Origin of the sequence: Streptomyces sp. col6 (assembly GCF_008042035.1) — a bacterium.
Lineage (GTDB): Bacteria > Actinomycetota > Actinomycetes > Streptomycetales > Streptomycetaceae > Streptomyces.
The window spans coordinates 1-23,221 of record NZ_RDBL01000051.1; the positions used below are offsets into that span (position 1 = coordinate 1).

Genomic DNA, 23,221 nt, shown 5'->3' on the forward strand with positions numbered 1-23,221 from the left:
GGACGGCCCCGCCCGCAACGGCCCGGCCCCCGCCACCCGCACCGCCCCCGTCGGCTCCCCGACGCCTGGAGCCGGTGATGCCGCGCAAGCGGCGCCCGCGCCGTGCGGTCGCGAAGGTCCCGCGCAGCGACGCCCTACTGCCCGAGTACTACCGCGGCGCCGTCCCGGCCGGGCTCGTCACCCGCCGCGAGCTGAGGGCCATGAACCTCAGCCCCGGCCGCAACACCGGCCCGATCGCGATCCTGCGCTGCAAACTCTGCGCGACCCGGCCGAACTGGTCCTGCCGCCACCCCACACGCGGCTACCTGCTCCGGATCGACCTGGCGGTGCCCAAGCGCGTCCCGACGCTGGCTCAGGAACTGGCGCTGGACCGTGCCATCGCCGCCAGGAGCACCTGCCCGAAGTGCGCGCGCCGGTACTTCTACTGCCTGCCCTTACGCACCGTGGGCTGCTGCGACCCCTGCGCCCGCGGCTACGAGCCCAGCCCCGACACCTACATGGCATCCACCACCCCGGTGCGCCACCAGCTGGCCGCCTGACCTGATGGGAAACCACCCATGACCGATACGGTCCCCGCCACCGACAAGAATCTCGACGCCGCCTGCACCTCGGTCGCCAATGAGATCGCACGTACGGACGGCAAGGCGTCCTTACTGCTCGCCTTCAACGGCGTGGTCCTCGCCGGGCTCGCCTCCATCGCCGACACGGACCTCCCGGCCGTGACCAAGACGGCCGGAGCCCTCGCCGTTCTCGCCCTGGGAGCCGCCGCCGTGCTCCTGCTCCTGGTCGTCCGGCCCCGCCTGCGCGCGGATGACCGCGCCTCCTTCCCTTACTGGGCGCGGCTCGACGAGGACGGCATCCGCTCCTGTATGGAGGCCGACAACCGAGCCGCCCGCATCCGGGTGCTGTCCACCCTCGCGGTCCGCAAGTACCTCCACCTGCGCTGGGCGGTCGACCTCAGCCTCGCCGCCCTGGCCCTGCTCGCCCTGGCCGCAGCCGGCCTCGCGCTGTGACGGGCCCGCACCCACCCCACCCGAGCTCTCGACCCGCAGGGAGAATCCGCATGAGCCCCTTCCGCCTGGACAACACGCTGCCCGTCGGCACGACGATCCCGGCCCCTTCGCTGATCGCCCTCATCGGCGCAGCGGGCAGCGGCAAGAGCACCTGGGCGAGCACCTGGCCCTCCACGCAGGTCCTGGAGCTCGACCGCTTCAGGGCCATGGTTTCGGACGAGGCCGGCGACCAGTCGGCCACCCTGTCCGCGGTCAACGTGATGCACACCGTGCTGAAGGCCCGCCTCGCCCGGAAGCGCACGACGCTGATCGACGCGACGAACACCGAGGCCAGGGTGAGGGCCGGCCTCGTACGGATGGCCCAGGACAACGGAGTGCCCACCGTCGCGCTGGTAGTTCCCACCCCGGTCTCGGTCTGCCTGGAGCGCCAGGCCCACCGAAGCCCGGACCGCGCGGTGCCCGAGCACGTCGTACGGCGCCAGCACGCCGACATGACCGCCGCCCGCGCGAAGAGGGCTTCGATCACGTCCTGTTCGCCAACACCACCGGGGCGCACACAGAGGCGACGCCGGACGGGGAGAGCTACGTCTCCGAGCAGCGAGCCCGGATCACCGAACTGGCGGCCCGGCCGGACCAGCTCACAGGAGAAGACACCCGATGGCTCCTCGACCGGCTCGCGTCGGCGGACTGGCACCTGGAGGAGCTGCACGACCGCATCGACGACGCCGGAAGCCTGATGCACACGAGCTACGTGTGCAGCGCCATCGGCTACACCCGCTGGTCCCGGGCAACTCCGCAAGGGCCCGTGACCGCGCACAGCCCGGCCTGGGCACGCCGATAGGACCAGGACCGCTCTGCTGCTCGCAGCCACCCTCCCGGGCACGGCAGCAGCCGCAGCCACCGTCCCCCGCGCCGCTCACTGGGAACTGTGCGCCGGCCGCCACCACATCACCCTGGCCGCCATACCGAACGCCTGCTGCCCGCGCTGCCACGGCAGCGGCTGGCAGCCCAGCGACCCATACCCCGACCGAGACGCCTGCGACTGCTGGTGGAACCGGCCCGCGCTACGCATTCGCCTCCTGCCCATGACCCGGGCCGGCCCCCCCCGCTCTGACCCCACCCCGCAACGCAAACGCCCGGGAACGCTGCTGATACAGCGCTCCCGGGCTCTCCATTCCCGTGGATGAGACGAGAAGGAAGCAATCAGTATGACTACCGCCGCGTTACCGCGTAAGGCGTTGCATATCACCGCTATGGCCCTCCCCCTGGCCGGATGGACCCTCCACAGCACCGTCCTGCACCACCGCCTCACCCAGGCCAACCGAGACCCCCTCACCGGGACCTGGCGCCGCACGGAGTTCACCGCCCGCGCGCAGCGCCTCCTGGATCGCCACCCCGGCGACGTGGTCCTGGTCCTCGCAGACGCCGACAGGTTCAAGGCCCTCAACGACACATACGGGCACGCGGCCGGTGATGCCGCGCTCGCCGCGATCGGCACCCGGCTGACCGAGTGGGCCGGGCCCCGCGGCGCCGTCGGCCGTCTCGGCGGCGACGAGTTCGCCGCCCTGGCCCGCATCGAGCCCCGGCACCAGGAGCTGCGCCTGGAACACCTCGCCCGCCTCATGACCCGCCCCGTCCCGTACGAGGACGGGCTGCTGCCCCTGGGCGTCTCGCTGGGCGCAGCCACCCCGGCCGCCATCGCAACCACCGACCTGCCGACCTTGATGCGCGCCGCCGACACAGCCATGTACGAGGGCAAGCACAGCGGTCGCGTGGTCCTCGCTGACCGTTCCCACGCCGCTGTCCCGTCCGTGAACGGACGCCGCTCCGGGCGGCCGGGCACCAACCTCAAAGGACGAGCCGCGTGATCCTCACCCCGCTCCCCGCCGGCGAATGGATCCGCGGCATCACCATCCGTCAGCCCTGGGCGACCTGCGTCCTCGCCGGGAAGGACGTGGAGAATCGACCCCGGCCCTGGCAACCGGGATGGGTCCTCCTGCACGCGGGACAGCAGACCGACCGCCACGCCCTGCGCACCCCGCTGGTCGCCCGCACGATCCGACACCGCGAACTCACCACCGGCGCAGTCATTGGCATCGCCCGGATCACCGACTGCCACCAGGACCCGGACCGCTCCACGCTCTGTTCCGAGTGGGCCCAGCCAGATGCCTGGCACCTGGTGCTCGCCGACATCCAAGAGCTGCCCCTGCCCATCCCGGCACGCGGGCAACTCGGACCCTGGCGCCCCACGGACCATCTCGTCGACCAGGTCCTCCAGCAGCTGCCCGCGTTCCGGCAGTGACCCGCACCCGCTCCAAGAGACCGCTGTGGGAGCCAGGCCCCATCCCGCTCCCCGGCAGCCTCCTCGACTGGCGCGACCCCCGGCACTACGACCGCCGACACGACCACCCCTGCACCCTGTGCAGCACACCCACACCACTGCGCTCCCACACCGGCGAGCCAGCACACAAAAGCTGCGCCGAAGCCTGGATCGCAGCGAACCCCACCGAGGCCCTTCGCGGCCGGTTCGCCTCCGACGCCCAGACCGGGCGCAGCCGGCGCGACGACCACGCCTGACCTCACGACCACACAACCCGCCTCACCCGAAGGACGACAAATGACCGAGACGTTCGAGACCATCCGCTACACCGCCGACGTGGTCGCCCTGACACCCAGCGGCGACGTCCTGCTCATCGAGCGCGACTGGCCCCCGTACGAGGGCACCTGGGCCCTGCCCGGCGGACACGTCGACCCCGGCGAGACCAGCCGCGCCGCAGCCGCCCGCGAACTAGCCGAGGAGACCGGGCTCCTGGTGACCGCCGACGACCTGCGCCAGATCGGTGTCTGGGACTCCCCCGGCCGCGACCCACGCGGCCGATACGTCACCGTCGCCTACGCGGCCGTCGTCCCCACCGACACCCTGGTCGCAGCCCAGGACGACGCCCGCGACGCCCGCTGGTGGCCCCTGAACAACCTGCCGGAGCAGCTCGCGTTCGACCACGCCGACATTCTCCGCGCGGCCACCACCCACTGAAGGACTACTGAGGGCCCGGTCCCACCCGCTTGCGGGAGGACCGGGCCCTCTTTGCGTTTTGACCCTTAACTCGAGGGGCCGACTGTCGGGGAGCGAGCTCTGTTCGTCAGCCGGCGGTACCTCAGCATGAGGCGTCTGGCGTTGACCGCGGTCAACAAGAAGCTGCGGAGACACGCCTCCGGATTCTGCGGCGAACGGCGGTGTTGACCGCGGTCAACACCGCCGTGGTACCAGGGGCCGACCATTCATGCTGATCGAGCCAGGGAACGGCTAGATGTGCGCTCGGAGCGCCTCGATCAGGGCCGTCAGCTCGGCCGTAGAGAGAGCCGATGCGATCGACGCCGCTTGAGCTGCTGGCGTCTCCCCGAGCTCCTTCATGAGAACCTGCGCGTACTCCTCGGTCTCGCCGCTGGGCTTGGCCGCGCGACCTTGCGACGGCACGGATGAGGTAGAGGTCGGCTCGGAGGCAACGATCCCGGGGCTGGCAGATGACTTGAGCTCGGGTGCCGGGGGAGTGGGGGTGTTGACCGCGGTCAACACCCCCGGCGTTCCACCGCCGGGCTTCGTGTCTCCCGCCACCGGCCCTGACGTGTTGACCGCGGTCAACACGTCAGGCTGATTGGCAGGGCCTACGCCGACGGCTTCTGTGTTGACCGCGGTCAACACGCTCCCGCTCTTAGCTGCCCGCAGCAGCTCCTTCTCTTCGTCCCGCTTCTGCGCTTGTGCTTCCCGGTGTGACGCCAGGTGCTTCAGGAGATCGTCGGTGCTCAGCTCTGGCTGTGACTTGAAGTGGCGAGCCAGCAGCCGGCCATCCCGCTCAGGCAGTTCGCCAGCACTGAGCCTTTCCTGAATGCCTTCAGGCAGGGTGAGCAAGGCCAGCTGGTTCGTCACCCAGGCCTTGGACTTGCCCAGACGCTCAGCGGCCCGGGTCTGGGCACCGGCGTCGCCCTCCCCAGCGCAGACCTCTACCAGTGCCTGGACACCCCGAGCCCGTTCTACGAGATCGAAGTCCTCACGGTCGAGATTCTCCTTGAGGAGGAAATCTACGAAGTCTTCCCTCGACGAGGCCAGGTCGTTCCGCACCACGAAGTCGAGCGCCTCAAGACCGACATGATCCGCGCTGCGGTAACGGCGCTCACCGTTGACCAGCACATAGTCTGCCTTGCCTACGTAATCAGCGTGCTCAGGCCACAGCGCCAGGTACGCATCGCGCGAGACAGCGACACACGCTGCTAGCTGTACAGCCCGCAGTTCCTCACCGAAACGGGCTTTCTGCTCGTCCGTCCCGAAGTTCCGGCGAGGGTTCAGGGGAGTGGGCGTCACCTCACTCAGACGGAGCCGCACCAGCTCGTAGGACGGCACCTCGCCCTCGACTACGGCCTTGGCCCGCCCGCGGTCGCTGCGACCGCGCGGCACCTTGTTGAACGACGACCCAGTCCCCAGACGGTCCGCAGCCTTCATCCCTTCACCGCCTGAGCCACGGTCCGCATCGCCTCGGACTGCTCACAGTCCGGCGCGGAGGAGAGCAAAGGAGCCTTCAGACGGTTGGCCTCACGCTGCTCCTTCCGCTCTGGGACTACTGCCAGGACCGGCGGGTCACCGATCGATTTCCAGCTGTCGAGCGACGACGTGGCGATGTATCCCTTGCGGCTGTCGTACATGTTGACGACGAAGCCAAGCTTGGTGATCGCCACGTCCAGATCCTCCGAGAGGTCCTCGATCTGGTCATACAACATGTCGTAGGCGTCAGCCGAGCTGTCCTCAGCCAAGACCGGAATCACGACACCTGACGCGCTGGGCTCCTCGCCATCCCGGGTGCGGGCGTAGTAGAGCGCCGTGTCCATGGAGTAGCCCAGGCTGGGCGGGCAGTCGATGACGATGAAGTCGAACTCGCCTTCCAGCGGCTCCAGCGCCTTCTCCAGAGCGATCTCCTTGATGCGGACGTGGCGCGTGGTCGCCAGCTTCGCATCGAGCAGGAATGCGTCCTTGCATCCGGGCAGGAGGAAGAGCCGGCCACCGAAGGCACCCTCCTCTATGGGCACCAGCAGGCTACGCAGCGCGCCCTTTCCTTCGCCCAGCATGTGCTTGGCCAGGCTGGGGGCATCGATGCCGAGCATGTCGTAGCCGAGCTGCTTGGTGAGGTGGCACTGCGGGTCGAAGTCGACGAGCAGGACCCGCTGGCCGATCTCCGCAAGCGCCTCCGCAACGCCCGCTGATGTTGCCGTCTTGCCGACGCCGCCCTTCTGGTTCCCGAAGATCAGGCGTCGCGCACCGGTCGTGCGGGGGGCGCGCCGGGGCGTCGGGTGGCTGTCGAGCCACAGCCGAATCGACTGGGCGATGCCCTGGTTGAACGAAACGCTTCGGGCCTTGCAGACGTCCTTGAACTCGCCGTACAAGCCAGTCGGCAGGTACGTGGCGAACGAAGCGCCCCCCGATGTATCGACTTGAGGGCGAGGCATATCAGCGCTGCGCCAGGCGTGAACGCCCTCCGTGACGGCATCCTTGATATCGACGCCCAACTCCGCAGCACGGACCTTCAGTTCCTGCCGTAGCGGAGCAGGAAGCTTAGCAACTACCTTTTCCCGATCATCGGGACTGTATGGGGCGGTCATGGCGCTACCTTACTCACCGAAGTTCAGGAAGGGATGTCGACCCACCCGAATGCACACACGCGGCCGCTGGTTCAAGCGTTGCGGCGAGACAGGGGCCTCGTACATGCCACACCTATGAGGCGACATCACAGAGCCGACGCCGATATGTGCGGCCTACCTGAATCCAACCGAGCGCCTTTGCCGGCGGGGCATCCCAATAGGCGCTGAAGCAGGCATGTTCGTGAGCACACTCACGCTGGCCCCTGGCGTACGCGCCCTCCAGCGAGTTGCAGGAGACACACAGGAGACCTCGAACCGCACCATCAGTGTGGTCATGGTCCACGGCGGCCGGGGAGCAGTCGCAGGTGGCGCAACGACCGTCCTGGAGTTCGTATAGGCGCCACCACACGTACCAGCGGGGGATCTGCTCACCTGCCCACTGATGGGGGAGGGGTCCCACCAAGGGCCTGGGGATGTAGAGCGGCCACAGCCAAGTGCGGCATCGCTGGTCGCGCGGAACAAGGACCGCAGCCGTTGGCGGCCCCAGCTCCTCTTCGGAGGGGTCACACCCCAAGTGATGGCAAGCGATGGTGTTCGCCCCCGTCTGCGGGTTCCACAGGTGGTACAGCCCCGTCTGCGCTGAGTCCCGCCTTGCGAGTTCAGGACCGAAGTTGGCTCGTGGGAGGTGTCCCTGCGTACAGGGCCAGCCTGCTGGAAGGCCCGGAGAGAGCAGACCCTGACCATTCACGAAGGAGGTCGAGGGCGTCATTCCTGGCACTCTAAGCGGAACATCGATTGAAGTTGCCAATCACACGCACAACGAGCTTTTGCCTTAGCTCAGTCGTCTGCCCAGCGAACTTTGAAGTACAGGCTCCGGGCCTCATCGTTCGCGGTGTCCCAGGAGCGTTCGTAATGACAGACGAGGCACTGCCCCACCCCGATGCCCATGCCAAGCTCATCGCCGCAGTCGGCACTGAATGCGGTGTAGCCGCAGACTGGGCAGTCGTCCAGGGCGAGACCCTCAGGGTTGTGCTTGGGGTGGTACGGCGTGTGCAGTTCGGCGGCTTCTTCCGCTCTACGGGCTGCAGCCTCGTCGCCGATCCGCCGAAGTAGTGCGGCCGCGCGGGCACGGGAGTGGAGATCTTCGTCCCTCGCGCTGTCCCAGGCGCGGTCCGCGTGCTCAGTCATGAGGCTCCGCAGGCTCTCGTGGTCGTCGAGGGCGAGCAGAGCGTCGATGTGTTCGCGGGCCAATCCGCCTTCACCCCTACCGTGCCGCACCGCCTGCGTCCCTTTGATGCCCTCCCGGAGCACCGCGACGTTGATGCGTGTGTCCAGGTCGGGCAGGTCCGAATCCTCGGCCCACGGCCAGGGCGAGTCTCCGGGATCTCTCTCGGACGCCGGCTCCGGGTCAGGAATGACGTAGATCTCGGACCCCTCCTTCTCGGCTTTGCCTTCAACCACGGTAAGAAGCTCGGTGGCTGACTTCACCCGGCCGTACTTGTTCATGACCGCCTTCTCGCCCCACTGGGCGGAGACGATCGCGGCGAGACCGTTGGTCAGTGCCTGATCGAAGATGGCCTCGGCCCCAACAGCGTGGGGGTTGCCATCGATCTCGGCGCTGCACCGGGCGTATATCTCTGCACGCTGTGTCTGCATTGCGACATCATCATCGGTCAGCTTGTCTTGGCCACACCCTGGGCTGGAATCTCTGTGGGCGCCAGCGCTGTGCCGGCGCCCACAGGCAGCTCATCGGCGCACATTCACCGTGATCTGAACTCCACCAGCGGCGAGTGCAGCCGCAGCGATGCTGCTGACTGCTGTCGCACCTGCTGAGTGCCCGGTCAGGGCCAGCAGTGTGCCGGCCGCGATCCCTGCGGCAGCGACGACCGCGGTGAGCCATCCCGCAGCACGTCCCTGACTCTGTCGTACCTCTGGGGTACCTTCGGTCTGAGTCAACGGTTCTCCCATCTCTTTATGGCGGTAGGAGCCCGACGACGATGAGAGGGAGACCTCGGGCTGCGGCGCGGCCTCGACAGCGATGTGCCGCATTCCAGGTCTCCCTTCGTCATGCGAAGGGCGTCTTTCGACGCCTTGAACTTACGGCACGCGACCGACAACCGCCGGGCACTGAGGGGGCGTTGTCACTAGCTACCCGGCCTGAACACTCGGCTTGAGTGACCGAAGTCCGCGCATTATGCGTACGCCGCCGACAACTAGCGCTCAATCTGCATTCACGCAGGTCAAGCGCGTGTCAGCCTGCGGATACACCGCGCATGATCCAAACGGCCCGCCAGGTGCACATGTGACTGATATCACTTGCTTCATCTGCATGTTGGGGTCGGCGACGTCATGCATGTCTATAGGCCGGCGGCATCGCACAGCCCAGGCTGACCTTCCGAACTTGCTGACCGGCATCCACCTGCCGAACCTCGGCAAGCAAGAGCCTGCGGAGTCCTTGGAATCCACCATGCTGCTCTGGCCTGGTATCGGGCCGAGCAGCGCGCCCACGAGCATGGGCGCCAGGATCAGGAAGACCATCGCCTCGAAGAAGCGCTCCGCGCCCTGACCTCACGGCGTCGTGAGGCGTGCCAGCCGTAAGGGCTACACCGGCGGTAGGCCGTCGTCGGGCAGGCAGACCGGGCAGGCCTCGATATCGGGCTCGTCGATGGCGACGGCCGCGTCCTCGGCACTGATGAACCCGAAGGAGCTCTTGTAGAGAGCACAGTCCCCACGGTGCAGGAGCGCACCCTCGTGCGAACGCTGCGGCTGGATCTTGAAAGACACCCGCTCCCGCTCCCGGGCCGCCTTCCGCCGCTCCTGCTCCTCCTCGGCTTCGAGCTCGCGGACGCGCTGGTCGGCGCAGCGCAGCTGCCACGCGAGGTACTCCCGCGTGGCACGCCACTTGTCCAGCGGGGATATGGAGCCGGAGCCGGCCATGGTGCTCAGCCCGTCTCGCCGTCGGGCTGTGCTTCGTGGGCGTGCTTGAGTGCCATCCGTGCCTTGACCACGTCCTCGCTGAGCGTTGCCCAGTAGGGGTGCGTGGTCACGGTGGCGCTGAGCTCGAGGAGCCCGGCACGGTACTTCTGGACTTGTTCGTGCTGTTCGGGGGTGTAGCCGGGGCTGTCGGGCTTGGCGGAGCGGTAGCTGGAGTGCAGCTGCTTGTCCGCCTCCCACCCGGGCATCGGCTCGGCCGACCACGGCAGGGTCCTGGCGTACTGCTCGTAGGCGGCACGGGTGCGGTGGAGGGCGAGCTGGGCGTCGCGCAGGTCCTGGGGGAAGTCGTACGTGGACACACATGAATAGTACGACTGTTCGAATTCAGTTTGCGAGGGCACGCCGAACCCTCAGAGTGCGCTCACCCGGACGGCCCCGTCAGAACGCGGGCTGCGGCCCCGTTCCCGGGGACCACGTGCAGTGGCTGCACCGCTCGTCCCGGCCGTGCCCCGCCTCCTGCTGGTGCTGCTCCTTCAGCGCCCAGAACGCCTCCCGGTACATCTGCCGTACCCGGAGGCACTCCTCCTGCTCGTCCTTGCTCAGGTGCGACCAGCAGGCTCCGGGGTCATCGGCGCCGTATCCGCGGGGCCATTCAGCGGCCTGCCGCTCGCACGCCTGGTGGTTCCTCCGTCGGCGCAGGCATGTCGGTTTCGCCCCGTCCAGCCGGCCGCCCCACGGCGGGAAGGGGTAGCGGACCCAGTCGGCGGGCAGTACCCGGGTCTTGCCGGGTGCCGGCAGCGAGGTGTCCAGGTGGACCCGCCCGGTGAAGGCCGCCTGTTCCGGCAGGTGCCGGACGGTGGGCGGTCCGCTCGATGTCCAGGTCTGTGCGAGAAGCTCGGCGATCTGCAGAACGGCCGGCTCGTCGGCCGCGACGATGTCGACGTAGCCCGTCCCGGGCTCGGACAGATGCCGTGCCATGTGGTCTTCCATGTCCTGCCAGACGTCTCAGACCGGCTGCGGTTACGGGCCGGGCCATGCAGTCACCCGGAAGAAAACGAGCCGCGTGCCGCAAGGGGATGCAGCGCACGGTCGGCCTGCCGCCCGCCGATCTGGCATTCACCGGTTCGGGTATTTCGCCTCCCCCGAGGACCGGCGTCCGACAGGGTCGGGGACGAAAACTGGCGATCTGGCCGCGGAGCGCTGTCCGCGGGGAGCGGGGTGGGATGTCATGAAGGAGACCGAGGAGCCCTGGGACACGGAGGAGTTCGCTTCGCACCGGGGGCGACCTGGCGCGGTGCTGGCTGACGGCACCGAGCCCAAGCCGGTGGTCTTCGACATTGGCAGCGGCACGGCCATGCATGAGACCAGTGACTGGTGGGTCTACGACGGAGAAGGGCGTGCCCCGCTCGCGACCGCACTGCGCGGTTCGTGCTCGTGCGGCTGGCGCGGTACCACCAGCCACCCGATCGACTGGCAGCAGGCCGCCGCCGAAGGCCCGGACGCTTACGACACCAGCGGCCCCCACGCCGATTGGGAAAAGCACATCACCGACGTCGAGAGCCGCACCGTCCCCATCCCCGAAGACGTCACCGACCTCCTCACGCAGCTGCGCAGCCGCTTGGACGTCCTGGCCGATGATGCGCCGCTGGCCGCACTGCGCATCCTTACCGTCCTCGAGCACCCTCTCGCCGAAACTGCGGAGGTCGCCACGTTCGCGGCGCAGGCCGACGGGCAGTCCTGGGACGCCATCGCCACCGGCCTCGGCCTCACCGCACAGGATGCCCGTACTCGTCTGTACCGTTACGCGCGCCGCTCCTGACCGCAGGCGGCGTGCGTAACCGTTCGGCTGGAAGGAGATCCGGACCGTGGCCGCTCGCCGTTAGGAGGCGCTCTCGTACTGGACGACGGAGTCGCCGCACGGTTCGGCGCGTTCGAGGAGGGCCTTCTGTTCGGCTTCGTCGGCGGTCAGGCCCCAGCGGAGTTTCGTGGCGGTCCAGTCGACGAGGTAGGTGCAGGTCGCGGAGTCGGAGGGCGGCATCCACGCGGCCGGGTCCTTGTCGGCCTTGGACCGGTTGGTCTTCGCGGTGACCGCGACCAGGGAGCGCTCGGCGGACAGGTCGTTGGCGTAGGCCTGGCGGCGTTCGGGTGTCCAGTCGTAGGCGCCGCTGTCGAAGGCCTCGGCGAGCGGGACCATGTGGTCGATGTCGAGCTTCCTTGCGTCGGTGACCTCGGCCTCGTCGTAGTAGGAGCGCCAGCTGCCACCGGTCAGGGCGCACCGCTCACCCTGCTTGGGGGCGGTGACGGCTTCGGCGATCAGGACTTCCTGACGGGTCGAGCAGCCGTCCTCGTCCTCGTCGACCCAGTGCTTGAAGCTGTCCCGCTCGTACCCGGCCCGCTTCTCCGCGGCGACGGGAATCTTCTTGATCGCGTCGGCCAAGGGAAGGCCGGCACCGTCCGGTGCTCCGCCGGGCGCACCGGAGAGGGAGGAGGACGTGCTGCTGCTCGACTCGGTGGCGGCGGGCTTGGAGTCGTCCGCCTTCGTCGTCTCGGTGGTGCAGGCAGTCATGGCGGTGGTGGCGAGCAGGGCGGCGGACAGGAAGCCGAGGCGGCGCAGCGTCACGGAACACTCCAGCAGGTCGGAGCTGATGGGCGACCATAATCCCAGCTCAACTAATGTTCTGATGGTCCATCACTCGATTGGGTGGCCGGGGTGTGCGCCGGGCATGACGGGCCAGCACCGAGCGAATCCCTGACCGGCGCGCCTATGAAGAGGAAGTGGAGAGGGCCGACGTGTTCCAGCGGCGTCCAGTCCCAGCGTGGCCGGCGGCGTGAGGACCGTGGTGCGGTGACAGTTGCGTTGTGCGACGTACGCGTCCGAGTGCGGCCACCTCCGTCTGACCTGTCCAGGGGGGTGCCGGAGGTGTGCGCTATGGCGAGACCCTTGTGGTCGGGAGCGATCAGCTTTGGATTGGTCACTTCTCTCAACTGCCTGCCTCACACAACTGAACCCCGCGCGTGCAATGTCGCTGAGGCCGTGGAAAACGCGCAAGGCATACAAGGAAACTCCGGCCTTGAAAGCCTCCGGAAAATATCCTGCGACTGAAGTTAATTCACAGGCGCACCTGCCACGCAGACGAAGAGGCCATCCCGACGACAGGATGGCCTCTTCACAGCCTCACTCAACTTCCCACGGCAGTCGGCGCGTGTAAGGCCGGAGGGAATCGGGCGGCCACGCCAGAATCCCGGCACAACATACTAGCGCCACAAAATCTCACGCCAGGGATCTCGCCACCAGTTAAGGGGCCCAGCCTACGCAGGAGTTCAGCAAGGAATCACCCTTAAATCGGGCAATCTCAACACCGAAGCCCCAGATGCCGTAATCCGATTTCGCGGACGTGGACCAGACCTTAGTTGTACCATTGCCCCCGGTATTGCTGTGCCACGGCCAATAGCGTGGCGTACCACTTTCCTGCTGCGTCAGGTACCTCACGCGAACGGAGTATCCATCAGCGCTAGTATCCTTTACGCTAAGCGTGACGGGCTGCTCGTCGTAAGGGTGGCCGTTCCAGGAAGTCTTGGAAGAGCCACTCGCCCCAGTGGTTGAGCAACTCGCCGTTTTTGTGGTAGCCGCAGCAGCCGCACCCGACGGGTTAGCGTTCGCCAGAACCAAGGCGCCGGAAACAAGAACGAGACCAGCTGCGCGAACAAATGAACTCTTTGTAAGCATTTTCCCCTCCCCTTTTGAGTGATCTTGATCCTAGTTCACTCACTTGTGCAAGGCAAGGCATTAAAGAGCGCGCCTCATGGGGCGAGTTCCGCAAGCCCTTTGTGGCTGGTTGATCAAAAAGCAAGCCTCTTTCTCGCCATCTTTCCGGCCTCGAATGCCCATGCAACTAGCGGCAGGTGCCCCTCCGCCCTATCGACACAAGGCGTGGACATCAAGTTTGAGATCAGCAAAGACGGTTCGTGATCTTCGTAGCGGTGCGGTACCCGCCCGGCGGGGCAATTCGCCGTGGCTTCACTCCGAGCGTGGAAAGTCGGACCGGCCAGCGGCCACGGCGCGCGTACTACAAGCAGTAGTAGGCGCTGCGGCTTCTGAGGATGGTTCAGGGGCTGCGCGGAGCATGTCCGTGTGGCGCCGGATGTGATGTGCGGCTGGCCGGCCGCGGTCCCAGGTAGGTGGGCCACAGTTCGGCCCGTGATCCGCAGGAAGTTCCTGCCTAGTCGGTGTTCTCCTTGCGGTGCCAGTGGGCCCAGGCGCGGGCGGAGAGCCAGACGATGGCGGCGACGATGACGCCGGCGATGACGTTCTCGATGATGTTGTTCATGGGCATGCCTCCTGGACACCGGTCGTGTGGGCGGTGACGGGTGCCGTGATGGGGTGGGCGGTGGGGGTTACCTGGCTACGAGGGCGTCGGGGACGTGTGGGTAGCGCAGGAAGAGGCGTGTCTCGTGCCTCAGTGGGAGTTCACGGGCGAAGCCGGGTGCGAGTTCGGTCCGGTGCCGTACCGGCTGGGGTACGTGTTGTTCGGGGCTGAAGCCGAGCATCCTGGCGAAGGCTCTCCAGACGCGAGAGTCAGCGGTGGGTCCGATTGCTGCGTGGTGGGCGGCGAGCAGATGCGCGGCGAGGGCGTCGCCGGCGCCTGCTGCGAAGCGCCACCAGTACGTTGCGGATTCGCGTTTGTCGAGGCTGTAGAGCAGGCATCCGAAGGTTCGTGCTCCGGCTTCGTCGTAGTCGGCTGCGAAGGCGGAGAGGGTGTCAATCTCCTGTGACTGCAGCACGGTGCTGCACAGTTCGGTGACGTATCCGAAGGCCAGGGCCTGGCTGGCCTTCGCGTCGGACGGGTTGATCGGTGTCGGACGCCGGCGCCGGCGCCGGGGGCGGGTGTGCGGCCGCCCGACAGGCCGGTCCGTTCTCGCGAGGGGGCCGGCGGTCGGCGGAGCGAGCTGAGTGATCTCCGCAGCCTCTTCTGGGTGGAGGGCGTCGGCGGCCGGGACCGCGGACGCGTACTGCACACGTGCCGGCTGCCGGGCCTCGGTGGCGATCCGCGCGGCGAGGCGCTGCATGAATTCCTCGGTGCTGTGGGACAGGGCCTGTGCCCGGATCGTGTCGGCCTGGCGGGCCAGCAGCTCGGTCGTTTCCTCCGTTCCCGCCTCGTCCGGAGTCTGTGCCCCGTCGGTCGGCCGGTCCGAGGTGCGCCTGGGCGCTTCGGTGTGACGGTCGGTTTCCTTGTTGACGGCCCCGGTCAGTTGGTTCAGGAGGTCTTCCAGCATCAGGAGTCCCCTTTCTCCTTCGGCAGTTCCGTGCCCATGAGTTCGGTCAGGTGCTTGCGTCCTCGGCTCACGTTCGCCCGCGCGGCACTCTCGGTGCTTTCGGCGATCTCCGCGACCTGGGCGTACGAGAGCCCGACGAGGTCGTACAGCTGAACGCACAGGGCCTGTTGCGGTGCGATGACCTCCAGCTCCTCCATTGCCCGGTCGAGCAGGTCGTAGCGGCCCAGCTCCACGAAATAGGAGGTGGAGGGCAGTTCGGGGACCAGGTGTTCCCTGGTGGCGATCCGTACGCTGCGTCGGTGGTGGTCCTTGATCGCATCGCCGAGGATTTTGGTCGCAAGGGCAATCGGGCTCGAGGCCGCGAGGATTCGCTCGATCCTTCGGTGCATCGTCACCACGGCGTCCATCACGGCGTCCTCCGCGTCGTGAGGGTTGCGCACGCGGTAGGCGGCTATGCGCATGAAGGTTTCCATGTGGTCCCGGAAGAACGCCTCGCCCCGCGGGTCGAGCTTGGGCGGTTCGGGATCCGGACCGACGAGGTCGCGCTCTCTGCCGAATGGGTCGGTCATCGGGCACCCCTTGCTGTGGCGCTGTTCGTGCGGGTGCTCGACCCGGCCGAGGGGTACTGGATGGTCTCCAGGGCGGGCCGGAGGCCGTCCCGACCCGGAGTGGAGCAAGCCTGGGCGGCCACGCCCGCCACAGGCCCTTCGACGGCTCCGGAGCACGCGGTGGTCATCCGACAGGCGCAGGCCGAGCCATGCGCGTACCGGGTCCGAGTGGGCCCCACGAAGCCTCCTTCTTGATCCAGATCGGAGCCCGGTGGCGACGGTGGCCTTCGGGCAGAACACCACGGTGTGTGTTCTGACCTCTTACCGATTCGCACCCCCATCCGGGTTACATGGCAGCCTCACCATTTCGCACACACGGTCATCGGTTAATCACATTTAGTCGCCTCACCTGCATCATTCAACGCCGCGAGTGACGCGCATCACACGAAAATGGGCAAGTACGCCCCCATTCCGCTCCCCATGCGCCCTACTGCGCCACCTCACGCGCCCTGCCTTCGCTCACCGCCCACCGCTGACCGGGCGCCGCCGAGCAGCTGGCCGATGCGGTCGCGTGCGCGTGCGGGCGGCGGCCGCCGGCATGTGGCGGGTGCGGCCGGTGGTCGACGTCGCCTTGGCCGCCGTGCCCACCGTCGCCGTCGTGTACGTGATGCGCGGCGCTTTCGCCCGCCAACCGCAGGTTGCCAATCAGGGATGGGCCAGAATCCCGTGGGTGCCGATGCGGCGCCAGATGACGTGAGGTGTGCCGGCGTGGACCTCGCCCCCGTACGCGAAGGTTGCGCGTCCTGCGGGGCCGGTGCCCATGGACCAGGTCAGCTCGTAGATGCCCGGTGTGCGCTGGACACGCTTGACGCGGAGCCCGGTGCGGAAGTGGCCGGCGCGGAGGTCGGGGACGAAGGCGCGGGTGACGACGTGGTTGAAGGCGCGGCGCTGGGCGGGGGAGAGGCGGCTTAGGTCGGTGGTGAAGTGCGGCGTGGTCTCGTAGGTCGGCACGTCGGTCCTCCAGGCAGCAAGAAGCCCCCGGCGTTGCCGGGGGCGGAGAGTCGGTGACGTGGTGCAGGCGGCGGCATCCTTGGCCACTGAGTGGGGGAGCGGTGCGTAGATGTGTGTTGGTTGACGGTGAAGGCGTCTGCTGGCGGTTTTGGTGTTGGTGAGGCGTGTGTGACTGGGGGCCGCGCAGCATTTGCATGGCCCTGGTGGTGTCCGCCGGGCGGGCACCACGTCGCCTCGATTGCCCGGCGGGCGGGATAGGCGGTGAGGTTCCGGTGAACCCTCCCGCCTCACGGGATCGCGCTTTTCTGCAGGTCATGGCCGGTGTGTGCTGGGGCGATGCTGAGTGTCGCGAAGATCTAGAGGCGTAACGCGTGGTGGCGGTACTACATATGCGGAGTCGCGTCCGGTGACGGTCACCGCCCGGTCGGGCAGTCGTTGAAGGACGCCCAGGAGCTGGCCGGGCTCCCACCGGGGCGGTGGCTGGGGCGTGGTCTGCGTGCGCTGGGGCTCACCGAGGGCGGCCAGGTGTCGGAGCGTCAGCTGGAGCTGCTGTTCGGCGAGGGCCGGCACCCGGACGCCGACCGCATCGAGCGCGGCCTCCTGGACGACGGCGTAGACGCGGCCACGGCCCGCCGACTGACGGTGCTGGGGCAGCCGATCGAGGAGACCGAGGCACGCAAGCAGACCCCGCTGCTCGGTGTGGATTTCACCTTCCGGCCGCAGGCGTCGCTGGTCGTGCTGTGGGCGCTGGGCGACGACCACACGCGTCGGGTCATTGAGCGGGCCCACGAGCGGGCCGTTGCTACGGCGCTGCGCTGGCTGGAGGACGAGGTTGCCGAGAGCCGGTGGGCGTCAGGCCGCGGCCGCGCGAGAACACCCGCGCTCTTGGTCGCCGCCTTCCGGCACTTCGACAACCGTGACGGGCTGCCGCTCCTGCACGAGCACTGTCTGATCCTCAACCGCGTCCAGCGCCCGGGTGCCGACGGCGATCCGGTCTGGGGCGCGCTGGACACCTACCGCCTCTACCAGCACGTGGTGGCCGCCGGCACGCTCTACACCCTCACCATGACGACCGAGGTGTGCGAAAACCTGGGCCTGGCGACCGTGCCGCGCGAGGTCACGCCGGGCCTGCGCCCGGTCATGGAGATCGCCGGAGTCCCCGAGGACCTCATCACCTGGTCGGCGTCCCGCCGCCGGCGCATCGAGGACGCCCTGGAAGCGCTCACCGACAGGTACGTGAAGGACCACGACCACCTGCCCGGCGACCGCGGCCGCCACGCCCTGGGCTGGTGGGCGGCGCAGGAGACCCGCCCCGCGAAGAAGAACCCGAAGCCCCTCGCGCAGCTGCTCGCGTGGTGGCGGGCCTCCGCGATCCTCTGCTTCGGCCAGGCGTTCATCGACGGCCTCCTGGACAGGTGCCGGGCAGCGGGGGCGGCGATCCGGGCGCGGGTGGATCCCGCCGTGGACGTGGCGCTCGCCGCCGTCGACGTCGCCGCGGTCGTCTTCACCGTCCGCGAGAAGTTCTCCCGGCGCCACATCCTGGCCGAAGCACGTCGGCACCTGCTGGAGACGCTGCGCGGCCGAGAGCTCACCCACGGCCTGGACGACTCCATCGCCGACCGGGCCCTGCTCCGCTACTCCCGCCGCCACACGGTCACCAAGCCCGGCCGTGGGGCGCCGACACCGGACCGGATGACCTACACCGCCGACTTCCCGGTGCCCAACCGGTGGTGGATCGCCCCCGCCCAAGGCACACCGCCGCGGGAGTCCAGCCGCTACGAGCGCGCCCGACTCGCGAGCCTCGCCGTGCAGAACGCGATCCGCGACGCCCGCATCCGAGCCGACACCGCCACCGAGGCGGCGACCACGACCTCGACCGTCTCCGCACCCGCCGACCACCAGGACATCGAGGGCAAGACCGCATCCGCTCTCCACGTCGTCGACCACCCCGGCCGGGACGCCTCGCTCACACCGGCGCAGCGGGCCGCCGCCGTCCACGCCCACCAGCAGGCCGCGATGCCCGCCGAGTACCTGGAGGGCCGCACGACCGACCCGGCGACGTGGCTGCGCACACCCAAGAATCTGGACCGGCTCGCCGCCCACGCCCGCGCCGCTGAGGCCCGCCGCCGCGCCATGGAGGAACGGCCGACGCCCGAGCAGCCGGCTGACGCGGTCAAGCCCACGGACCAGCGGTACCACCACGGGAACCGGCCCGACCAGTGCAGGGGAGCAGGCCGCAACCAGTGAGAGACGGCAACCGGCGTGAGCCGCAGGAAGAGATCAGCTGACCTGAACGTGCGGCCTCGTCGTCGGCGAGGCCGGTGATGGCGTTGGCAACGGGCAACCCCTGTCGCCGTGGTGGGCGTGCCGGAATCGTGGTGGGCATGAAGACCACCATCCTTGAGGGGCGCGGTATCGTCACTGCGGTCATCCGTTCCATCGGCGCCCGCCATCAGGGCGCGTACGACCTGGTCACCGACGGGCTCTACGTCGATCTGCGCCGGGCGCTGCGCAATCCCGCCGACGATCCGACCATGCGCTACCGGACCGGTCTCGACGCCGATGTCTACGACCATGTCCTCAGCACCCCCGGTGCCCGCGACCTCATCAACCGGACCGCGATCCAGCTCCGCCTCCTGGTCGACGAGGTGCCCGTGGGGAGGGTTGCCCGGCTGACCGTGGCGTGCCAGGGAGGCCGGCATCGTTCAGTTGCGGTGGCGGAGGCAGTCGGCCACCGGGTCTGGGCGGCGATGGGCGGCGAGTACGAGGTGGAGATCGAGCACCATCACATCGACCATCCCGTGCTGTCCTCCTCCACTCCTGCCTAGCCCCATCACGCGGTGGCCAGCTGCCCGGGTGGAGTCCACCCGATGGGCTCCACCCGGTGCAGAGGCGAAGCGCGCTGAGTGGCGACTGCCACGCAGCCGGGCACACCGATGTCGTGCCCCCTTGACCGAGTTCTGCGGGCGGGTGTTTCTTCTTGCCGACGCTGCTCCTGGCGGCCGGTCAGGCCGTGGTCAAGGGGGTGCGTGATACAGGCGCCTGCCTGCTGCGATGCGTACGGGCACTTCGGGGCCCTCAGCCAGTGCGGGTGACCTGGACGTCGCTGAGCATGGGCATTTATTTCATCCGGTTCAGCGACGGCAGATCAGGTGCTTCCTGGGGTGCGATGTGGACGGCGTGTTCATGATTCCTTGTGAAGCCAGGGGTGTTCGGACACGGGTGATCGCCTCAAATGCTTTCTCGCTTCCTCGGGAGGATCAGCAGTTGATCGTCGTGGTGCTTAGGGTCCCGGCAGGGAGCGGCCACAAAACGTGGCCGCCGGTAGGAAGAGCGGATAAAGCGCATGGCAGCACCCTCACTGAAGCCCGGACCCGCAGCTAGCGCGGCGCCACAGATGAGGCGTCCGACACTTCTGCACCTTCCGCGTCAGGGCGGCGGCGAGATCAAACTGGACGGCAGGGCCCCGGATATCGCCTTCGTGAGGATCACTCCGTCGATGGCAAGGGTCCTGCTGGACGAACGGAATCACCACAACCGCAAGATGGTCGCTCTTGCACGGGCCCGCCACGCGAAGGCCATGCGGGACAAGCGTTTCGTGACCACCGGCGACACGCTCAAGTTCGGGCACCACCCGAGTTTCGCGTGGGCCCTGATGATCGACGGCCAGCACAGGCTCGCCGCCATCGTGGACAGCGGGCAGGCCTTCGTAACGGGCATCGCCGTGGGAATCGACCATGAAGCCCAGCAGTACACAGACACAGGCCGACCGCGGCGAGTCCACGAGACGCTCACCCTCAACGGCGAGAACAACGCCTCAAAGCTCGAAACGCTCGCCCGCTGGGTCTACCGCCTCCAGAACGAAGGCACTGTCCGCAAGCACGGTGGCGGGCGCGACAGCCTTTCCGGATACGAACTCATCGACTTCATCGAAGCGAACCCCATGCTGCGGGATTGCGTGAGTGTCGCCCGCTCCACCTACCGTCGGTTCTCGGGGGCGGTGAACATGCCCACCCTGGGCTGCGTGTGGTGGTACATCGCCAACGCCGGGCAGACCTACCCCGCCCTGGCCGACGAGTACTTTCAACGGATCACGGACGGAACGGGGCTTGCAGCCGATGACCCCGTCTACCTTCTGCGCGAGCGGATCCACGCCGCTGCCGCTCTGAAGGGCGGCGCGAAACCTTCACCTCACCAGCAGTTCTGTCTCCTGGTCGAGATCTTCAACGCGTGGGTCGAGGGCCGCACGATGCGTCGACTTCCTTCGATTCCGCTCGACAGCCCACTGCCAGCTGTCACGCACAAGGTGGCCATCACGCATTCATGAGCCCCGGAACGGGTGGGCCGGACGCGCACCGATCGACCGACGGGTGGCCGGTACGCCCGTCTACATCCGGTGCGCCGCACGCCGGAGCGGGGGAGGGCTGAATGGCACATGAATTCGAACAAATGCTCTAATCGCTGGATGGACTCCCTCCGCTTCCCTGACAGCCTCATCCGTGCGCAGCAGGCATGGAACGCCACCTACGACGCCCTGGCCGTACCGAACCCCCGCCACTCCACCGTGCTGCGCCGACGTCTGCTGCGGTTGTCGGTCCTCCTGCACACCCACCCGTTCTGGTCGACCACTCTCGGCGGTGTGCCGGCGGCCCGGGTGGAGCTGCGCCGCCGCGCCCGTGCGTCTGGGCAACGACGCGGGGAGCGATCGGCGTGAACCCGGCCGGGTTGTCGCCGCGGCAGGAGGCCGTCCTGCGCGGTTCGGGAGTGGATCGCTGAGCACGGCGAGGGCCTTCGGTCCGGGAGCTCGGTGCCCGGTTCGGTCTGCCCGACCTCCGTGAGCGCGGCCCGCACGGCCAGGTCTTCCACGGCTTCGGCCGCTCCAGCCCGCAGACACTCCTTGGCGCGATCGGCAACCCCCGCCGCCAGGCCGCCCTGGAACGCCACTGGGCCCAGCAGCGGGCCCGGGAGCGGGAGGCCCCGGGAGCGGGAGGCCCCGGGAGCGTGAGCGCCAGGAGGCCGAGCAGCGGGCGGCGGAACGGGAAGCGCAGCGCCCGGCGTGTGTGCGCTGCGGGACGAAGTTCACCGACGAACGCTGAAAGGCGACCCAGCCACCGGCTGGGGCACCCAGGCGGAGACCCACCCCACGCTCTGCGACCGGTGCAAGGGGCGGGCCTTCGCGGCCGAGCTGCTCGCACAAACGGTTCGAGGCAGTATCGAGCGCCACGATCGGGAGAAGGGCGAGGTGGTGCCAGAGCCCAAGCCCAGCCGTTGGTTTCTGCGCCGACGCACCTGACCCAGTCCGTCAACACCAGCCTTCAAGCCGCTCTCGGGCCCTCCTGCGAGAGCCACGCCTACGGGTCCGGAATTGGCCGGATACGGACCAGGCAATTCGGCAGACCCGCCCCGTAGGCCAGGTCCGGTCCGGGATCATCAAGATCCGGTATCTAGCGGGAGGAACTGGATGTTCAAGGCTCTGGCTGCGCAATGGCAGGCGAACCAGGAACAGAAGCGGGCTATCGCTGCCGAGAAGTGGGAGCAGGAGAAGCGTTGGCGCGAGGAGGACCGCGAGGAAGAACGCCAGAAACGGCTCGAAGAGGCGAAGCAGCAAGAGGAGCAGGCACGAGAGCGAGCGGCAGAAGAAGCCCGCCGAAAAGAAACCACCACCTCCCTGTACCGCGCGCATCTCGACGTTCTTGATAAGGCAGCCACGGTCTCCTATGTCGCACTCACCTGCCACGAGGACACCTGGACGTTCCTCGCCCGCAGGGCCTTCGGTGCCTGGTCGCCGGAGTGGCTCACCAGTGCCGTCCAGGACAGCCCGGGTCAGGCCGGGCCGGTAGCCAAGCAAGCGACCTTCAAGAAGAACCCCAACCTTTCCCCAGGGCGTATCACCAAGCAGGACAACGGCATGCAGACGATCGAGGTTTCCGGCGACAACCTCGTGACAATCCTCGAAGAGCTTTGGAATACCGCGTTCGGCCGGACCGGCTACCTGGCAATCATGGACACCGACCCCAATAGGGGTGCCTGCGGTCCCCTCTACCGCCGGTTCAGAACCTGGCTCGAAGATCTCGAACCCGGCACGGTCAGCGAGCGGGGCCACACACTCGTACTCGATGAGCGACTCGATACTCAGCCCGCATAACCGTCATGCGCTGAGGTACCAAGCCAAACCAGCTACGCCGCCCACTCCAGCCCCAAGTCGGCGAGGGCGGCGAGCTGGTCCTCGCTCAACTTGTCGCGCCGGCTCTTGTGGTTGCTGAGGAACACACCCAGGCGCACGGACGTCCCGTCCGGCAATTCCTCGGTGTGCTGCCGCCCGACAACAGTTGTCCCTTCGCGTGCGATGTACTGCCGCAGGGCCTGAACACCCCGCTGGAAGGCTTCAGAGCCCTTCCCGGCCCCGGTCTTCGCCCCGCTTCGCGCCGCGCCCCCACGAGCCTTCACAGCGGCTCGTGGTCGTACCCCGAGTTCCTCGAGCCGCCGCTGCTGCTCGGTGTTGAGTTGTGTCCAGTCYCGTGTCTGCCGGAGGACCCAGCGTCCGATGTCGTCGCCGTGGTACGTCACTCCGGGCTGGATGTCTTCCAGCGTGTTCCCGGCGTTCAGGAGCGAGTGCAGGCCGGTGTAGGAGCGTTGCCAGTCGACGGTCCATCCGAGGAGTCGTGGGTTCCAGTCGGGGTCGATTGCGGTGAGCTGTTCCGTGCGCCGGCGGGCGCGGTCGGTGTCTTTGCCGAGTCCTTCGGGGCGGCGGAGGTTGGTGAGCCATTGGCCGATGGGTTTGTCGAGGGCGGTGGCGTGGCGGGGTGCGGCGAGGGT

The 23,221-nt window shown here is 68.1% G+C and carries 24 protein-coding genes; 12 read left to right on the top strand and 12 right to left on the bottom strand.

Translation table 11 applies throughout. The features are described 5' to 3' along the window. The 6 genes from EAO73_RS34975 to EAO73_RS35010 all read left to right on the top strand — a co-directional run. The coding region (locus EAO73_RS34975) for an RRQRL motif-containing zinc-binding protein (protein WP_318153314.1) at window positions 1-539 on the top strand (539 nt) is incomplete at its 5' end. A gap of 18 nt (window positions 540-557) precedes the next feature. Beyond that, on the top strand, window positions 558-1,013 hold the full coding sequence (locus tag EAO73_RS34980) for a Pycsar system effector family protein (protein ID WP_147975562.1): 456 nt from the start codon (window positions 558-560) through the stop codon (window positions 1,011-1,013). Window positions 1,014-1,063: 50 nt separating this feature from the next. Further along, window positions 1,064-1,750, top strand: a complete 687-nt coding sequence (locus EAO73_RS34985; protein ID WP_224756590.1) for an ATP-binding protein — start codon at window positions 1,064-1,066, stop codon at window positions 1,748-1,750. A gap of 471 nt (window positions 1,751-2,221) precedes the next feature. After that, window positions 2,222-2,881, top strand: a complete 660-nt coding sequence (locus tag EAO73_RS34995) for a GGDEF domain-containing protein (protein WP_147975563.1) — start codon at window positions 2,222-2,224, stop codon at window positions 2,879-2,881. After that, window positions 2,881-3,315: a hypothetical protein gene (locus EAO73_RS35000; protein ID WP_147975583.1), complete on the top strand. Its 435-nt coding sequence runs from the start codon at window positions 2,881-2,883 to the stop codon at window positions 3,313-3,315. Before EAO73_RS34995 ends, EAO73_RS35000 begins: the two co-directional genes overlap by 1 nt. A 315-nt stretch (window positions 3,316-3,630) precedes the next feature. Continuing rightward, window positions 3,631-4,047, top strand: coding sequence for an NUDIX domain-containing protein (locus EAO73_RS35010; RefSeq protein WP_147975565.1), 417 nt, complete (start codon window positions 3,631-3,633; stop codon window positions 4,045-4,047). Window positions 4,048-4,317: 270 nt separating this feature from the next. Here EAO73_RS35010 and EAO73_RS35015 read toward each other — a convergent pair whose 3' ends face one another. From EAO73_RS35015 to EAO73_RS35045, 7 genes are all read right to left on the bottom strand, one after another. After that, window positions 4,318-5,508, bottom strand: a complete 1,191-nt coding sequence (locus EAO73_RS35015; RefSeq protein WP_147975566.1) for a ParB/RepB/Spo0J family partition protein — start codon at window positions 5,506-5,508, stop codon at window positions 4,318-4,320. Continuing rightward, on the bottom strand, window positions 5,505-6,659 hold the full coding sequence (locus EAO73_RS35020; protein WP_147975567.1) for a ParA family protein: 1,155 nt from the start codon (window positions 6,657-6,659) through the stop codon (window positions 5,505-5,507). The genes EAO73_RS35015 and EAO73_RS35020 overlap by 4 nt, the downstream gene beginning before the upstream one ends. A gap of 112 nt (window positions 6,660-6,771) precedes the next feature. Continuing rightward, window positions 6,772-7,407 carry an endonuclease domain-containing protein gene (locus tag EAO73_RS37005; protein ID WP_147975568.1) on the bottom strand — a complete coding sequence of 212 codons (636 nt, stop codon included), beginning with the start codon at window positions 7,405-7,407 and terminating at the stop codon, window positions 6,772-6,774. Between the two features lie 68 nt (window positions 7,408-7,475). After that, entirely contained in the window at window positions 7,476-8,294 is an 819-nt protein-coding gene (locus EAO73_RS35030) for a hypothetical protein (RefSeq protein ID WP_147975569.1), read from the bottom strand. A gap of 945 nt (window positions 8,295-9,239) precedes the next feature. Further along, on the bottom strand, window positions 9,240-9,575 hold the full coding sequence (locus tag EAO73_RS35035; RefSeq protein WP_147975570.1) for a DUF6233 domain-containing protein: 336 nt from the start codon (window positions 9,573-9,575) through the stop codon (window positions 9,240-9,242). Window positions 9,576-9,580: 5 nt separating this feature from the next. After that, window positions 9,581-9,931: a hypothetical protein gene (locus EAO73_RS35040; RefSeq protein WP_147975571.1), complete on the bottom strand. Its 351-nt coding sequence runs from the start codon at window positions 9,929-9,931 to the stop codon at window positions 9,581-9,583. A gap of 79 nt (window positions 9,932-10,010) precedes the next feature. Then, window positions 10,011-10,550 carry a DUF6207 family protein gene (locus EAO73_RS35045; RefSeq protein ID WP_147975572.1) on the bottom strand — a complete coding sequence of 180 codons (540 nt, stop codon included), beginning with the start codon at window positions 10,548-10,550 and terminating at the stop codon, window positions 10,011-10,013. Window positions 10,551-10,800: 250 nt separating this feature from the next. Here EAO73_RS35045 and EAO73_RS35050 point away from each other — a divergent pair, with 250 nt between their 5' ends. Beyond that, window positions 10,801-11,391, top strand: a complete 591-nt coding sequence (locus EAO73_RS35050; RefSeq protein WP_147975573.1) for a hypothetical protein — start codon at window positions 10,801-10,803, stop codon at window positions 11,389-11,391. 60 nt (window positions 11,392-11,451) lie between these two features. On the opposite strand, the gene EAO73_RS35055 is transcribed toward EAO73_RS35050, so the two are convergent. The 4 genes from EAO73_RS35055 to EAO73_RS35075 form a co-directional block, all read right to left on the bottom strand. Beyond that, entirely contained in the window at window positions 11,452-12,138 is a 687-nt protein-coding gene (locus EAO73_RS35055) for an HNH endonuclease family protein (RefSeq protein WP_191134347.1), read from the bottom strand. Between the two features lie 1,829 nt (window positions 12,139-13,967). Next, the gene (locus EAO73_RS35060; protein ID WP_147975575.1) at window positions 13,968-14,846 is read right to left on the bottom strand and encodes a hypothetical protein; all 879 of its coding nucleotides are present in this window, start codon (window positions 14,844-14,846) and stop codon (window positions 13,968-13,970) included. Next, the gene (locus EAO73_RS35065; protein ID WP_147975576.1) at window positions 14,846-15,415 is read right to left on the bottom strand and encodes an RNA polymerase sigma factor; all 570 of its coding nucleotides are present in this window, start codon (window positions 15,413-15,415) and stop codon (window positions 14,846-14,848) included. The genes EAO73_RS35060 and EAO73_RS35065 overlap by 1 nt, the downstream gene beginning before the upstream one ends. Window positions 15,416-16,099: 684 nt before the next feature. Then, window positions 16,100-16,405, bottom strand: coding sequence for a hypothetical protein (locus EAO73_RS35075; protein WP_147975578.1), 306 nt, complete (start codon window positions 16,403-16,405; stop codon window positions 16,100-16,102). Window positions 16,406-16,840: 435 nt separating this feature from the next. Between EAO73_RS35075 and mobF the strand changes: the two genes are divergently transcribed. The 5 genes from mobF to EAO73_RS35105 all read left to right on the top strand — a co-directional run bounded on the left by mobF (window position 16,841) and on the right by EAO73_RS35105 (window position 22,550). Next, complete coding sequence (gene mobF, locus EAO73_RS35080) at window positions 16,841-18,652, top strand: MobF family relaxase (protein ID WP_224756593.1); 1,812 nt, start codon at window positions 16,841-16,843, stop codon at window positions 18,650-18,652. A 137-nt stretch (window positions 18,653-18,789) separates the two neighbouring features. Then, on the top strand, window positions 18,790-19,233 hold the full coding sequence (locus EAO73_RS35085) for an RNase adapter RapZ (RefSeq protein WP_191134345.1): 444 nt from the start codon (window positions 18,790-18,792) through the stop codon (window positions 19,231-19,233). Between the two features lie 671 nt (window positions 19,234-19,904). After that, window positions 19,905-20,732, top strand: a complete 828-nt coding sequence (locus EAO73_RS35090; protein WP_147975580.1) for a hypothetical protein — start codon at window positions 19,905-19,907, stop codon at window positions 20,730-20,732. 138 nt (window positions 20,733-20,870) lie between these two features. Beyond that, window positions 20,871-21,119, top strand: a complete 249-nt coding sequence (locus EAO73_RS35095; protein WP_147975581.1) for a hypothetical protein — start codon at window positions 20,871-20,873, stop codon at window positions 21,117-21,119. A gap of 747 nt (window positions 21,120-21,866) precedes the next feature. After that, window positions 21,867-22,550, top strand: a complete 684-nt coding sequence (locus EAO73_RS35105) for a hypothetical protein (protein WP_147975582.1) — start codon at window positions 21,867-21,869, stop codon at window positions 22,548-22,550. Window positions 22,551-22,582: 32 nt separating this feature from the next. Here the strand turns inward: EAO73_RS35105 and EAO73_RS35110 are convergent. Beyond that, window positions 22,583-23,221, bottom strand: a 639-nt coding sequence (locus tag EAO73_RS35110) for a helicase associated domain-containing protein (RefSeq protein ID WP_191134346.1), incomplete at its 5' end; no start/stop codon positions are given.

Coding starts and splice junctions, on each gene's coding strand:
- EAO73_RS35050 (WP_147975573.1), top strand. CDS start 10,801: ATGAAGGAGACCGAGGAGCCCTGGGACACGGAGGAGTTCGCTTCGCAC.
- EAO73_RS35055 (WP_191134347.1), bottom strand. CDS start 12,138: ATGACTGCCTGCACCACCGAGACGACGAAGGCGGACGACTCCAAGCCC.
- EAO73_RS37005 (WP_147975568.1), bottom strand. CDS start 7,407: ATGACGCCCTCGACCTCCTTCGTGAATGGTCAGGGTCTGCTCTCTCCG.
- EAO73_RS35045 (WP_147975572.1), bottom strand. CDS start 10,550: ATGGCACGGCATCTGTCCGAGCCCGGGACGGGCTACGTCGACATCGTC.
- EAO73_RS34995 (WP_147975563.1), top strand. CDS start 2,222: ATGACTACCGCCGCGTTACCGCGTAAGGCGTTGCATATCACCGCTATG.
- EAO73_RS35105 (WP_147975582.1), top strand. CDS start 21,867: ATGTTCAAGGCTCTGGCTGCGCAATGGCAGGCGAACCAGGAACAGAAG.
- EAO73_RS35060 (WP_147975575.1), bottom strand. CDS start 14,846: ATGCTGGAAGACCTCCTGAACCAACTGACCGGGGCCGTCAACAAGGAA.
- EAO73_RS35095 (WP_147975581.1), top strand. CDS start 20,871: ATGGACTCCCTCCGCTTCCCTGACAGCCTCATCCGTGCGCAGCAGGCA.
- EAO73_RS35015 (WP_147975566.1), bottom strand. CDS start 5,508: ATGAAGGCTGCGGACCGTCTGGGGACTGGGTCGTCGTTCAACAAGGTG.
- EAO73_RS35090 (WP_147975580.1), top strand. CDS start 19,905: ATGGCAAGGGTCCTGCTGGACGAACGGAATCACCACAACCGCAAGATG.
- EAO73_RS35035 (WP_147975570.1), bottom strand. CDS start 9,575: ATGGCCGGCTCCGGCTCCATATCCCCGCTGGACAAGTGGCGTGCCACG.
- EAO73_RS34980 (WP_147975562.1), top strand. CDS start 558: ATGACCGATACGGTCCCCGCCACCGACAAGAATCTCGACGCCGCCTGC.
- EAO73_RS35030 (WP_147975569.1), bottom strand. CDS start 8,294: ATGCAGACACAGCGTGCAGAGATATACGCCCGGTGCAGCGCCGAGATC.
- EAO73_RS35065 (WP_147975576.1), bottom strand. CDS start 15,415: ATGACCGACCCATTCGGCAGAGAGCGCGACCTCGTCGGTCCGGATCCC.
- EAO73_RS35085 (WP_191134345.1), top strand. CDS start 18,790: ATGAAGACCACCATCCTTGAGGGGCGCGGTATCGTCACTGCGGTCATC.
- EAO73_RS35020 (WP_147975567.1), bottom strand. CDS start 6,659: ATGACCGCCCCATACAGTCCCGATGATCGGGAAAAGGTAGTTGCTAAG.
- EAO73_RS34985 (WP_224756590.1), top strand. CDS start 1,064: ATGAGCCCCTTCCGCCTGGACAACACGCTGCCCGTCGGCACGACGATC.
- EAO73_RS35010 (WP_147975565.1), top strand. CDS start 3,631: ATGACCGAGACGTTCGAGACCATCCGCTACACCGCCGACGTGGTCGCC.